Here is an 11,961-nt window from a genome sequence, read left to right as displayed (position 1 = left end):
GGTGCGTGCCCTCAGCTCCACTCGATCCCGAAGGAGGCCGCCATGCTCGACGATACCGACATGACCCATCTGCGCCGTTGCGTGGCGCTGGCAAGCGAAGCGCTCGATCACGGCGACGAACCCTTCGGCAGCGTGCTGGTCGGCGCCGATGGTGAGGTGCTGGCCGAGGATCGCAACCGCATCGCCGGTGGCGATGCAACGCGTCATCCGGAATTCGCCCTCGCGCGCTGGGCCGCGGAACACCTTCCCCCGGCGGCTCGGGCCACTGCCACCGTCTATACCTCAGGCGAACACTGCCCGATGTGCGCTGCCGCCCATGCCTGGGTGGGGCTTGGGCGCATCGTCTACGCCAGTTCCTCGGCGCAGCTCACCGCCTGGCTGAACGAATGGGGCATCGCCCCGCCGCCGGTTCGGCCACTACCGATTCAGGAGATCGCGCCGAGCATCGAGGTCGACGGCCCAGCTCCCGGCCTGGACGACGAGGTCAAGGCCCTGCAGCGACGCTGCCACGCCTGACGCCCTCGCGCTTCCTCGCTGGCGGCCCCGGCCGGCGCTTCCGCCATGGCCGCCTCCACGCTCATCCTCGTCCGATGATGTCGTCCAGCGCCTCGGCAAGCGTCGGAAACCGGAAAGTGAACCCCGCCTGCTCGAGGCGCCGGGGCCGCATGTCGGCGCCGGTCAGCAACAGCCGGGACATCTCGCCGAACACGCCTTCCAGCAACCAGGCCGGCACTGGCAAGCGCGCCGGCCGCTTGAGCCGTTTCGCCAGCTCACGCGTGAACTCGGCATTGGTCACCGGCTGCGGAGCACTGCCATTGAACGCGCCCTCGTGCGCTTCGTGCTCGAGCAGAAAGAGGATCATCCGCACCAGATCCTGACGGTGAATCCAGGGCATGAACTGTCGACCATCACCGAAGCGGCCTCCCAGCCCGAGGCGGAACGGTGGCAACATGCGCTGCAGGGTACCGCCGCCCTGGTCGAGCACCAGTCCGATCCGCAGGATGGCCAGTCGGGTTCCGTACCCCGTCACGTCCTGGGCGGCTTCCTCCCAGCGCCGACATAGGCGGTGCGCGAATTCATCATGGGGCGGCGTGTCTTCGTCGACCTCCCGTTCGCCCTGATCGCCATAGAAACCCATGGCCGAGCCCGACACCATCACCCGGGGCGCGGTGCCGGTGTGCGACAACTGTTCGCACAGGGTGACCAGATCGTGAGTGGCATTGACTCGGGAGTCGATCAGACGCTCTTTCTGGGTATCGCTCCAACGCCGCGCCGCGATGGGTTCGCCTGCCAGATTGACAATGGCATCCGGCGGGGTGTCGACGAAATCGAGCGCCGACCGGCGGATATCGGTGCCCTTCGGCAAGCGCTCGCGCACACGTTCGGGGGTGCGCGACACGACCATCGGCCGATGGCCGTTTTCCTTCAGCAACGGACAGAGCGCCTGCCCCACGAAGCCGCTACCGCCAGTGATCAAAACGCGCATGGCTCTCTCCTTGCATGGCGGTGTGTTATACAGCCTTTGTACACCTTTGTTAGTCTAGTTGACACACGGCGACACTTGCATCGTCATCGACACAATGCCCCGCAGGAGGCCCCATCATGCACAAGGCCCTGATTCTGATGGCCCACGGCTCGAGCGATCCACGCTGGCGGGAGCCCTTCGAGCGGGTCTACCAAGCCCTCGACGAGCGACTCGCCACGCCCTTGCGCCTGGCCTACATGGAACTCTGCGACCCCTCGCTGGAATCCACCGTTGCCGAGCTGGCCGATGCCGGCATCGAGCGGGCCGAGATCCTCCCGCTGTTCTTTGCCGCAGGCCGCCACCTCCGCAAGGACGTGCCTGCCCAGGTGGAGGCTCTCGGCGCCCGTCACCCCGACATTTCCCTGACACTGCTGCCCCCGGTGGGCGAGCACCCCGACTTCATCGAGGCGCTCGCCGCGGTCATTGCGGAACGCGCCGGGGAGTGAAGCCGTCGGCTTGTACATCCGGGCCATCCTGTACAACAATCGTGGAATGCGCATGACATCAATGACAACAGCATGAGGCCCGCATGAGCGACAAGGCGAATCCCCCAGGCGACACGCCCCGTTATCCGATTCGCGAAGTCTCGCGCCTGACCGGTGTCAACTCGGTGACCCTGCGGGCCTGGGAGCGCCGCTATGGCCTGTTGCGGCCCCATCGCACCCCCAAGGGACATCGGCTCTATGCCCGTGAAGACATCGAGCGCGTCGAACGCATCTTGCAATGGCTGCACCGAGGCGTCCCGGTCAGCCAGGTGAGAGAACTGCTCGAACAGCCCGACGCCCCGGCGAGCGCCCGTCCCGGCGCCGATGACTGGGCGAGTCAGCGCCAGCAGTTGATCACCGCCATCGAGGCCCTGGACGCCGTGCGACTGGACGATCTCTTCAACCAGGTCCTGGCGCTCTACCCGGCACACGTCTGCATCGAGAAACTCTGGCAACCGGTCATCAACCACCTGGAGGAGCGCTGGGACGACCGGCTGGGCGCCGCACTGCAACGTCGCGCCCTGGAGGCCTTCCTGCGCACGCGCATCGGCACCCGCCTTTACCACGCCAACCCGCAGGCCGGGCCGCTCCGGGTTCTGATTGCCCCACTCCCCGAGGCCGACGGCCCCTTGTGGAGCCTGCTGGCAGCCCTGCTGCTCAGCGAGCAAGGCCATCGCGTCCAACTGCTGGACGCGCCATTATCGCCCCAGGAGTTGACGCTGGCAGTCGAGCGACTCGGCGCCGATGCCCTGCTGCTGACCAGTGGCAAGGCCGAGAAACCCGACCTGGTGAAACGCCAGTTGCCCCGGCTCGCCGACCAACTGGGCGTCCCCCTGGCCCTGTGCGGTCCGGTCGCGCGCATTCGTGCCGCTGATCTCGAAGATACCCGCGTCGCCGCCCTCGGCGATGACCTCCCGGCCGCGGCCTCGCATCTGAATGCCCTGCTGGCCGAGACCGCTTCCGACCGAGACCAGAGATGACCGACAACCGTTCTTGGCCATGCCTTCCACCGAAACCGGGAGCACCATGTCCCCCAATCTGATGTGGTTTCGCAGCGACCTCCGCGTACACGACAACACCGCCCTGGCCGCCGCGGCAGCGGAGGGCCCTGTGGTGGCCGTCTTCCTGCGCAGCACCGCCCAGTGGCGCCAGCATGGCCACGGCGCCAACAAGCTGGACTTCTGGCATCGTGGCGTCCTCGCCTTGCGAGACATCCTCCACGGGCTGGGCATTCCCCTGCTGCATCGTGACATCGACAGCTTCGACGCCGCGCCCGATGCCCTGCTGGCGCTCGCCCGCGAGAGCGGCGCCCGTCGCCTGCACTTCAACCGCGAGCATCCGCTCAACGAACGCCGGCGTGATGCCCGCGTCGTATCCGCTTTCGAGGAGGCCGGGCTCACCGCCGTCGGCCACCATGACGGGGTGGCCTTTGCTCCGGGGGAACTGCGCACCGGCAAGGGGAACTTCTATGGCATCTTCACGCCCTTCGCCAAGGCCTGGCACCGGCAGATCACGCCCGAACGCCTGGCACTGCGCAACGCCCCCGGGGCTCAGACCTGCCGCTCCATCGACAGCGACCCGGCGCCCGAGCCCCCGACACTCGATCAAGCACCGGCCGCCCCGGAGGACTGGCCCGCCGGGGAAGATGCCGCCGCCGACCGCCTGGCGCGTTTCTTGCGCTTCCGCGCCCGACACTACGCCGAACAGCGGGACTTTCCGGCCGAACCCGGCACCAGCGCGCTCTCCCCTTATCTGGCATTGGGCATGATATCGCACCGCCAGTGCCTGCAGGCGGTGCTCGCCGAGAACGGCGGGGGACTCGCCGAAGGCGACCTCGGCTTGACCACCTGGGTCAGCGAGTTGATCTGGCGAGAGTTCTATCAGCACGTGGCGGTCGGCTTTCCCGAGGTATGCCGCCATCGCGCTTTCCAGTCGCCCACCGAGGCACTGCCGTGGCGGGACGACGCCCCCGGCTTGCAGGCCTGGCAGGAGGGCCGCACCGGTTACCCGCTGGTCGATGCCGCCATGCGCCAGCTATGTGCCACCGGCTGGATGCACAACCGACTGCGCATGGTGACCGCCATGTTTCTCGCCAAGCACCTACTCATCGACTGGCGCAAGGGGGAAGCCTTCTTCATGGAACACCTGGTCGATGGCGAGTTCGCTGCCAACAACGGCGGCTGGCAATGGGCGGCCTCCACCGGTACCGATGCCGTGCCCTATTTCCGGATCTTCAACCCTACTACCCAGTCTCGTCGCTTCGATCCCGACGGACGCTTCATCGCCAACTGGGTACCGGAACTGGCCGACCTGCCCGCCAAGGACCGGCATGCCCCCTCCCCCGAACAGCGCGTGACCAGAGACTACCCGGCCCCGATCGTCGATCATCGCACCGCTCGCGCCAGGGCGCTCGAGGCCTTCAAGGGGCTGACGCCTTGAGCCCGAACCACGCCAGCCAAGACGGCCTGATCCGAACACTCCCGGCCACGCGATGGCATGGTGTCGTTACCGAGCCCCGTCTTCCCGTCTGTCAAGACAAGGGCGAGTGCTCGGCTCGATGCCCGCTCGGCGTGCATTCGACGAACGCGAACAGTAGACTAGGCGGTGCCGCCTGGCGGTCGCATGCCGTAAAACGGCATACAGTAATCTCGACTCTCGGAACGATTCAGTGACCAAGCAACATTCCTTTGATCGCGAAGCACTGCTGGCATGCAGCCGTGGCGAGTTGTTCGGCCCCGGCAACGCTCAATTGCCGGCCCCCAACATGCTGATGCTCGATCGCATCACGCACATCCATGAAGAGGGTGGCGAACACGGCAAGGGCGAACTGATCGCCGAGCTGGATATCCACCCGGACCTTTGGTTCTTCGACTGCCACTTCCCCGGCGACCCCGTGATGCCGGGCTGTCTCGGCCTCGATGCCATGTGGCAGCTTGTCGGTTTCTATCTCGGTTGGCTGGGTCATCCCGGTCGAGGACGTGCGCTAGGCTGCGGAGAGGTCAAGTTCACCGGTCAGATCCTGCCCGAGGCCCGCAAGGTCACCTACCATATCAATATCAAGCGCATCATCACGCGGCGCCTGATCCTCGGCATGGCCGACGGCACCGTCTCCGTCGATGGCCGCGACATCTATCAGGCCAACGATCTTCGTGTCGGCCTGTTCACCTCCACCGCGAATTTCTGAACAGGAGGCTCCCATGCGACGAGTGGTAGTCACCGGTCTGGGCATCGTGTCCTGCCTGGGCAACGACGCACAACAAGTCCTCGAGGCACTACGCCAGGGGCGATCAGGCATTCGTTTCAAAGACGACTACGCCGAACGTGGCTTCCGCAGCCAGGTTGCCGGCGTCGTCGATATCGACCTGGAGACACTGGTCGATCGCAAGCTGCGACGCTTCATGGGCGACGCGGCCGCCTATGCCTATGTTTCCATGGCCCAGGCCATCGAAGACTCGGGACTCGCCCCGGACCAGGTCTCCAACGAGCGGACCGGCCTGATCGCCGGCTCCGGCGGCGCTTCCAGCGCCAACCAGGTGGAGGCTGCCGATGTCATGCGCGAGAAGGGACTGCGCCGCGTCGGCCCCTATCGTGTCACCCGCACCATGGGTAGCACCGTCTCCGCCTGCCTGGCTACGCCCTTCCAGATCAAAGGCGTCAACTACTCGATCTCCTCGGCCTGCGCCACCTCGGCACACTGTATCGGCAACGCCATGGAGCAGATCCAGCTCGGCAAGCAGGATGTAGTCTTCGCCGGCGGCGGCGAAGAGGAGCACTGGACGCTGTCCTGCTTGTTCGATGCCATGGGGGCGCTGTCGACCCAGTACAACGAGTCTCCCGAACTGGCCTCACGCCCCTATGATCAGGCCCGTGACGGCTTCGTCATCGCCGGCGGCGGCGGCATGCTGGTTCTCGAGGAACTCGAGCATGCCAAGGCACGTGGCGCCAAGATCTATGCCGAGCTCGTCGGCTACGGCGCGACGTCCGACGGCCATGACATGGTCGCCCCCTCCGGGGAGGGCGCGATACGCTGCATGCGCCAGGCGTTGGCCTCGGTGGACGGCAACATCGACTACATCAACACCCATGGCACATCCACGCCAGTGGGCGATGTCGCCGAGCTCAAGGCCGTGCGTGAAGTCTTCGGAGACAGCACGCCGGCGATGAGTTCCACCAAGTCGTTGACCGGCCACTCGCTGGGCGCGACCGGGGTGCAGGAAACGATCTACTCGCTGCTGATGATGGAGAACGATTTCATTGCCGCCTCGGCCAACGTGGAAAATCTCGACGAGCAGGCGGCAGGCTTCGATATCGTCACCGAGCGTCGCGATACGCCCGTCGAACGCGTGCTATCCAACAGCTTCGGGTTCGGCGGCACCAACGCCTGCCTGGTATTGCAGCGATATCGCGACTGACGCGCGGTACACCATGGTAAATAAACATGGCAAATAAAGAAGGGCGCCCTTGGGCGCCCTTCTTTCGTTTCGGGCCTGGCATGCCTCGCCGGGCTACCTGCCCGCTGCCACCCCGAACGCCATCAGCCTGGCTGGGCTTCGCCGTCGGCCGCCTGGCGCGCGTCGTGCGGTCTCGGCACCTCAGAGATCTCGGCGAGCTGTGCCTCGATCCAGGCCTCGGTTTCGGCCAGCACTTCTTCCGCACTGCGCCCGACGGTCTCGATGGGCTCGCCGACCACCACCGTCAGACGTCCCGGGCGCTTGACCCAGTGACGCCCCGGCCAGCGCTCTCCGGCATTGTGAGCCACGGGCACCACCGGCATGCCGGCACGGCAGGCGATCACCGCCCCGCTCTTGTTGTAGCGTCGCCGTTGCCCCGGCTCGACACGGGTACCCTCCGGAAAGATCAGCACCGAAAGCCCTTCCTCGAGACGCTGCTTGCCCTGAGTCAGCACCTGCTTCATGGCGCGGGCAGGCTTGGAGCGATCCAGCGCAATGGGATGCAGCAGACGCAGCCCCCAACCGAAGATCGGGATATTGAGCAGTTCCTTCTTGAGCACCGTGCAGACCGGTGGCTTGAGCAACTGCAGGTAGACCGTTTCCCACTCGCACTGATGATTGGCCAGCAGGACACAAGGCCCCTCGGGCAGGTTCTCCCGGCCACGCACCTCGTAGCGTACGCCGCACACCAGGCGGAACCAGGCGATGATGAAATGGTTATAGAGGTTGAGCAGGCGATAGCGACCCGCCAGCGGCAGGAAGGGTGAAGGCGGCAGAAACAACACGCCGCAGATGAGCATGGCCAGGAAATAGCCAAGATAGAAAACCGTGCTGCGAATCACGTTCATGCCTTCCCGGGCTCCTCTTTCGTGTCGCCATCCTCGTCCCGCGCCAGGCACCAGAGGTCCAGCATTCGGCCTACCTCGAGCCGCCAGGGCTTCTGGTGCACGCCGAAGGCCTCCAGCACACGACGGCAGTTGAGTACCCGGCGCAGTGGCTGATCGTGGTGATGGTTCAGCGCCTTGACGTTGCCCAGCTCGACCGACTCGCCCCGCCCTTCGAGACGGGTAGCCAGTTGGGTGCGAACCATCGAGATGAAGGTATAGGCACTGACCGGCTCCGTCCCGGCCAGGTGATAGCTGCCCCAGGCATCGGCGCCGCAATGCTGTTGCTGCAACATGCCGATCAGCGCCATGGCCACGCCATCGGAGGACGTCGGGCAGAAGATCACATCTGACGCGGCACGCAGCTCATCGCCTTCCATCAGGCTATCGAGCAATTCGCCGAGCCAGGCATGACTGCCTTCCAGGGCAAAGAGTGGCCCGAGTCGCACGATCAGGTGGCGAGGCAGTTCGGCGCGAATACGATCTCCCGTGCGCACCAGGCGCCTCAGGCCGTCATCTCGCGGCTCGGGGATCACGTGCTCGTCGATGGGCCCCTCGAGCCCCTCTTCATAGAGCTGGTCGGAGACACACCAGACCAACGGGACGTCGCGTTCGCGGCAAGCCCGCATGCAGGCTTCCACCGCTTCGGCATGTGCCGTCACCGAGGCCGGGTCGGCATTGATCGGATGAGACAGCGGCGGAATGATCAGCGCATCGGGAACGACCTCATCGAGGCGCTCGAGCGACAGTTCCAACCCGGGCTCAATGACCAGTTCGACATCGCTACGCCGGTTACTCTCCCGGGCCAGCGCCAGGCTCAGACAGTGACCGGCATCCAGTATCAGCAGCTTCACGGCGGCTCCTTACTCGGTCATGGGGCGACCCACGTCGCGCCACGCGCCCTGGCGATCAGCGCATTGGCGATCCAAGGCCCCGCATTTTACACGAACTGCCAGGCATGCGCGGCTACTACCTCGACGACAGTGACCCTTCATTGTCGATTTGCCGAGCGCTCGCGTGACGCCGTCAATGCCAAGGCCATGGCAGACATCGATTTCGCCACATTGCCCTCCGATGCCCAGCGCATGCTCCGGGGCGGTTTCAAGGTACTGGTCGACGCCAGAACCTGGCCTTGACCTCAACTATACTTGAGGCCCTATAAACTGACGTGTCCTCACAACCAATGACCAAGGAGACACGCCAGATGTCACAGCCGCTCAAGCTCGTCTGGTGGGGGCGAACGCTGCGCGAGGCGCGCTGCACCCCGCACGATACGGAGGTCGTGGCATGACGCAACGTATCCTGCTGCTGGGCTATGCGCCCCAGACTCTGGAGGCACTGCGCGACGAACTGGCCGAACTCGGCATCGCGGCAAGTGCCATGGCATCGACCTCGCCTTGCGACGGTACCGAATTCGAGCTCGGCCTCTACGCACCTGATACATCGCCCGCCGAACGCCACCGCGCCCGAGAACGACTCGACGCACGCACCGCGCTCATCGAAGCCCCCGCGCCGCTCGCCGTCTCCCGCGCCGTCTCGGCCCTCGATGGCGCCCCTGCTCCCAGCATCGATCTGGATGCCTACTGCACGCGAATCGGCTACCGGGGGCCCAGGGAGGCAAGTTTCCGAACGCTCGCGGCACTACAGGAACACCATCCGGCCGCCATCGCCTTCGAGAATCTCGATGTCCTGCTCGGCAAGACCATCGACCTGACGCCCGAGCATCTCGATGCCAAGCTGATCGACGGCCGGCGCGGCGGCTACTGCTTCGAGCACAACAAACTGTTCAAGCGCGCTCTGGAGGCGCTCGGCTTCAAGGTCGACGGCCTGATCGCGCGCGTGCTCTGGCAAGCACCGGCAGGCAGCGCCCCCGGGCTACCGACCCATATGGCGCTACGTGTCTGGCTGGATGGTACCCCCTGGCTGGTCGACGTCGGCTTTGGCGGCAACATGCCCACGACACCGCTCGACATGACCTCCAGTGCGCCGCAGCCGACGCCTCATGGCCTTTACCGGGTCATGCCCTTCGGCGATGGCTGGCGGCTGCAGGTGCGGATCGATGACCGCTGGCACGCGCTCTACGAGCTGTCACCGACACCGCAGCTCGACATCGATTATGAGCTGCCCAACTGGTACACCGCCACTTACCCCGAGTCGCATTTCCGACATCACCTGACGGTGGCGCTCAGCACCCCGGAGGCACGCTACAGCCTGGCGGATCGCCGGCTCACCGTGCGCACGATCGAGGGTCAGCAGACGCGCACCCTGCTGGATGCCGATGGCCTGGAGCGCGCCCTGCGTGAGGCCTTCGGCCTGGCCGTCAGTCCCGACTGGCGGCCACTGCTCGAACGCCTTGCCGAGACTTGAGTGACGCCGACGGGTTGGATGAGAGAGCGAAAAGATCCCCCAGACAGTAAAACACCCCGTCACCGCGGGGCGTTTCACAAGACCTGGCGAACGACTCAGAACGGGATTTCGTCGTCGAAGTCGTCGAAGCTGCCCGGATCGGGGGCACCGTAGTTGCCACCCTGCTGGCCGCCCTGAGCGGGGGCCGGCGCAGGGGCCGGTTGCGGCTGGGGACGCTGCTGCGGCTGACCACCGCCATAGCCGCCACCCTGCTGCGGCTGGCCGCCGAAGCCTCCCGGTTGAGGCTGGCCACCGAAACCACCCTGCTGTTGCTGCTGGGGCTGGCCACCACCGAAGCCCCCCTGCGGGGCACCGCCCATGTCGCCACCGCGCGAGTCGAGCATCTGCATGTCGTTGGCGACGATCTCGGTGCTGTAGCGATCCTGGCCGTTCTGGTCCTGCCACTTGCGGGTCTGCAGGCGCCCCTCGATGTACACCTTGGAGCCCTTGCGCAGGTACTGCTGGGAAATCTCGGCCAGCTTGTTGAACATCACCACCCGGTGCCACTCGGTGCGCTCCTGGCGCTGACCGCTCTGACGGTCGGTCCAGGTATCGGTGGTTGCCAGGTTGAGGTTGGCCACCGCGGTACCGGAGGGCGTGAAGCGCACTTCCGGGTCTTGCCCGAGGTTGCCGATGAGTATGACCTTGTTGACGCCACGGGCCATGGTTGACTCCTTAATCGAATACGTAGTGCTGCGGATTCCTTGGCGCCGGCGCACCGGCGCCGCCATCATGTCAGGGTCTCACGACCCGGTGGGTTCAAGCACCGTCCTGCTTCCCGCCCTTGGCGACCAGCTCCGCCAACGCCTTCTCGTCGAGGCGTTGACGGTCGACCTTGAGGTAGGCCAGCCGCTCCTCGGGGACCACCAGCACGTCCTCGACCCCGGCTACATCGGCGAACTTCGCCATCAGGGTGTCCAGGGCATCGTCACGATGCCGTTCATCCAGCGCCACCACCTCGCTGGAGAGATGGCGTGGCGGTGTCATGCCGATCATCAGCATCAGCCAGCCCCCTCCCAGCATGGCACATCCCGCAAATACTGCGGAAAGCCCCCACTGCTGAGACAACCAGCCCCCCAGCACACCACCGAGGAAGGCGCCCAGAAACTGGCTGGTGGAATAGAGTCCCATGGCCGTGCCCTTGGCACCGGCCGGGGCCAGCTTGCTGAGCATCGACGGCAAGGTCGCCTCGAGCAGATTGAACGCCGTGAAGAAGACCAACAACCATACCATCAGTCCACGCAATCCCTCGGCGAATCCGGCCAGGCCGATCAGGCTCAGGGTGATCGCGACGATGGCCCCCAGGCACATGGTCTTCATCCGGCGACGTTTCTCGGCCACGATCACCAGCGGCACCATGGCAACGAAGGCCACCGCCATGATGCCGAGGTACACCCAGCCATGCTGCGCACTTTCGATCCCGGCATCGACCAGGCGGAACGGCACGGCAACGAAGATCGCCATCAGGATGAGGTGCAGCGAAAAGATCGAGGCATCCATGCGCCACAAGTCGATTCGCCCCAGGATGCTGGAAAGCTGGCCGCGGTCCAGCCCCACGTCGCGATGGCGGCTACGTCGAGGTGCCGGTGGCACCAGCTTCCACAGTACGGCCAGTCCCACTGCCGAGAGTCCAGCGGTGAACCAGAAGATGCCCGGCAGCCCGAATCGGGTTGCCACCAGCGGCCCCAGTACCATGGCCACGGCGAAGGCCACACCGATCGACAGCCCGATGGTGGCCATGGCCGCGGTACGCACCTGTTCACGGGTCTGGTCGGCGAGCAGGGCCATGATCGCCGCTGCCACGGCACCGCTGCCTTGCAGACAGCGACCGATGATGATGCCGCCGATGCTGTCGGCCTGAGCCGCCACCACGCTGCCGACCATGAACAGCAAGAGACCGCAGGCGATGACCGGCTTGCGGCCGATGCGATCCGAGACCAGCCCGAACGGGATCTGCAGGGCAGCCTGGGTCAGGCCATAGATGCCCAGTGCCAGGCCGACCAGCAGCGGCGTTGCTCCGCTCAGATCCTCGGCGTGCAGAGCCAGCACCGGCAACACCATGAACAACCCCAGCATCCTCGAGGCGTAGAGCCCGGCCAGGCCGGCGATGGCACGACGCTCGGAAGCCAACAGCAGTCCAGAGACCTTTCGCATAGGAATCGCGTTTCCGTAAACGGGCTGGCGCCCTTGAATGGACCGCATATTCTAGC

Annotated in this window: 12 protein-coding genes; 7 read left to right on the top strand and 5 right to left on the bottom strand. The window is 65.6% G+C overall.

The genetic code is table 11. The annotated features are described in order from the left end of the window. Positions 1 to 42: 42 nt before the first annotated feature. Positions 43 to 516, top strand: coding sequence for a nucleoside deaminase (locus A9O65_RS14025; RefSeq protein WP_064702409.1), 474 nt, complete (start codon positions 43 to 45; stop codon positions 514 to 516). 61 nt (positions 517 to 577) lie between these two features. Here the strand turns inward: A9O65_RS14025 and A9O65_RS14020 are convergent, their stop codons facing one another. Continuing rightward, entirely contained in the window at positions 578 to 1,486 is a 909-nt protein-coding gene (locus A9O65_RS14020) for a TIGR01777 family oxidoreductase (RefSeq protein ID WP_064702408.1), read from the bottom strand. Between the two features lie 116 nt (positions 1,487 to 1,602). Here A9O65_RS14020 and A9O65_RS14015 point away from each other — a divergent pair, with 116 nt between their 5' ends. The 5 genes from A9O65_RS14015 (at position 1,603) to fabB (ending at position 6,422) form a co-directional block, all read left to right on the top strand. Next, positions 1,603 to 1,971 carry a sirohydrochlorin chelatase gene (locus A9O65_RS14015; RefSeq protein WP_064702407.1) on the top strand — a complete coding sequence of 123 codons (369 nt, stop codon included), beginning with the start codon at positions 1,603 to 1,605 and terminating at the stop codon, positions 1,969 to 1,971. Positions 1,972 to 2,054: 83 nt separating this feature from the next. Continuing rightward, complete coding sequence (locus tag A9O65_RS14010; protein WP_064702406.1) at positions 2,055 to 2,990, top strand: MerR family transcriptional regulator; 936 nt, start codon at positions 2,055 to 2,057, stop codon at positions 2,988 to 2,990. Between the two features lie 46 nt (positions 2,991 to 3,036). Further along, positions 3,037 to 4,449, top strand: a complete 1,413-nt coding sequence (phrB, locus tag A9O65_RS14005; RefSeq protein ID WP_064702405.1) for a deoxyribodipyrimidine photo-lyase — start codon at positions 3,037 to 3,039, stop codon at positions 4,447 to 4,449. 229 nt (positions 4,450 to 4,678) lie between these two features. Then, positions 4,679 to 5,194 (top strand): 3-hydroxyacyl-[acyl-carrier-protein] dehydratase FabA, encoded by a 516-nt coding sequence (fabA, locus tag A9O65_RS14000; protein ID WP_064700158.1) that lies wholly within the window; start codon positions 4,679 to 4,681, stop codon positions 5,192 to 5,194. A 13-nt stretch (positions 5,195 to 5,207) separates the two neighbouring features. After that, positions 5,208 to 6,422, top strand: a complete 1,215-nt coding sequence (gene fabB / locus A9O65_RS13995; RefSeq protein WP_064700157.1) for a beta-ketoacyl-ACP synthase I — start codon at positions 5,208 to 5,210, stop codon at positions 6,420 to 6,422. A 122-nt stretch (positions 6,423 to 6,544) separates the two neighbouring features. On the opposite strand, the gene A9O65_RS13990 is transcribed toward fabB, so the two are convergent. Together A9O65_RS13990 and A9O65_RS13985 are read right to left on the bottom strand one after the other, a co-directional pair. Further along, entirely contained in the window at positions 6,545 to 7,309 is a 765-nt protein-coding gene (locus A9O65_RS13990) for a lysophospholipid acyltransferase family protein (RefSeq protein WP_064700156.1), read from the bottom strand. Beyond that, the gene (locus A9O65_RS13985; RefSeq protein ID WP_064702404.1) at positions 7,306 to 8,199 is read right to left on the bottom strand and encodes a sugar nucleotide-binding protein; all 894 of its coding nucleotides are present in this window, start codon (positions 8,197 to 8,199) and stop codon (positions 7,306 to 7,308) included. The genes A9O65_RS13990 and A9O65_RS13985 overlap by 4 nt, the downstream gene beginning before the upstream one ends. 433 nt (positions 8,200 to 8,632) lie before the next feature. Between A9O65_RS13985 and A9O65_RS13980 the strand changes: the two genes are divergently transcribed. Further along, positions 8,633 to 9,712: an arylamine N-acetyltransferase family protein gene (locus A9O65_RS13980; protein ID WP_139180684.1), complete on the top strand. Its 1,080-nt coding sequence runs from the start codon at positions 8,633 to 8,635 to the stop codon at positions 9,710 to 9,712. 95 nt (positions 9,713 to 9,807) lie between these two features. Here A9O65_RS13980 and ssb read toward each other — a convergent pair whose 3' ends face one another. Continuing rightward, positions 9,808 to 10,416 carry a single-stranded DNA-binding protein gene (ssb, locus tag A9O65_RS13975; RefSeq protein WP_064700154.1) on the bottom strand — a complete coding sequence of 203 codons (609 nt, stop codon included), beginning with the start codon at positions 10,414 to 10,416 and terminating at the stop codon, positions 9,808 to 9,810. A gap of 94 nt (positions 10,417 to 10,510) precedes the next feature. Beyond that, positions 10,511 to 11,905 carry an MFS transporter gene (locus A9O65_RS13970; RefSeq protein WP_064700153.1) on the bottom strand — a complete coding sequence of 465 codons (1,395 nt, stop codon included), beginning with the start codon at positions 11,903 to 11,905 and terminating at the stop codon, positions 10,511 to 10,513. Positions 11,906 to 11,961 lie beyond the last annotated feature (56 nt).

Origin of the sequence: Halomonas caseinilytica, assembly GCF_001662305.1 — a bacterium.
Taxonomy (GTDB): Bacteria; Pseudomonadota; Gammaproteobacteria; order Pseudomonadales; family Halomonadaceae; genus Halomonas; species Halomonas caseinilytica.
The sequence above is the reverse complement of the archived record's forward strand: the minus strand, read 5'-3'. Positions and strand labels throughout refer to the sequence as shown.

Coding starts and splice junctions, on each gene's coding strand:
- A9O65_RS14015 (WP_064702407.1), top strand. CDS start 1,603: ATGCACAAGGCCCTGATTCTGATGGCCCACGGCTCGAGCGATCCACGC.
- A9O65_RS14025 (WP_064702409.1), top strand. CDS start 43: ATGCTCGACGATACCGACATGACCCATCTGCGCCGTTGCGTGGCGCTG.
- fabB (WP_064700157.1), top strand. CDS start 5,208: ATGCGACGAGTGGTAGTCACCGGTCTGGGCATCGTGTCCTGCCTGGGC.
- A9O65_RS13980 (WP_139180684.1), top strand. CDS start 8,633: ATGACGCAACGTATCCTGCTGCTGGGCTATGCGCCCCAGACTCTGGAG.
- ssb (WP_064700154.1), bottom strand. CDS start 10,416: ATGGCCCGTGGCGTCAACAAGGTCATACTCATCGGCAACCTCGGGCAA.
- A9O65_RS13970 (WP_064700153.1), bottom strand. CDS start 11,905: ATGCGAAAGGTCTCTGGACTGCTGTTGGCTTCCGAGCGTCGTGCCATC.
- A9O65_RS13990 (WP_064700156.1), bottom strand. CDS start 7,309: ATGAACGTGATTCGCAGCACGGTTTTCTATCTTGGCTATTTCCTGGCC.
- A9O65_RS14020 (WP_064702408.1), bottom strand. CDS start 1,486: ATGCGCGTTTTGATCACTGGCGGTAGCGGCTTCGTGGGGCAGGCGCTC.
- A9O65_RS14010 (WP_064702406.1), top strand. CDS start 2,055: ATGAGCGACAAGGCGAATCCCCCAGGCGACACGCCCCGTTATCCGATT.
- phrB (WP_064702405.1), top strand. CDS start 3,037: ATGTCCCCCAATCTGATGTGGTTTCGCAGCGACCTCCGCGTACACGAC.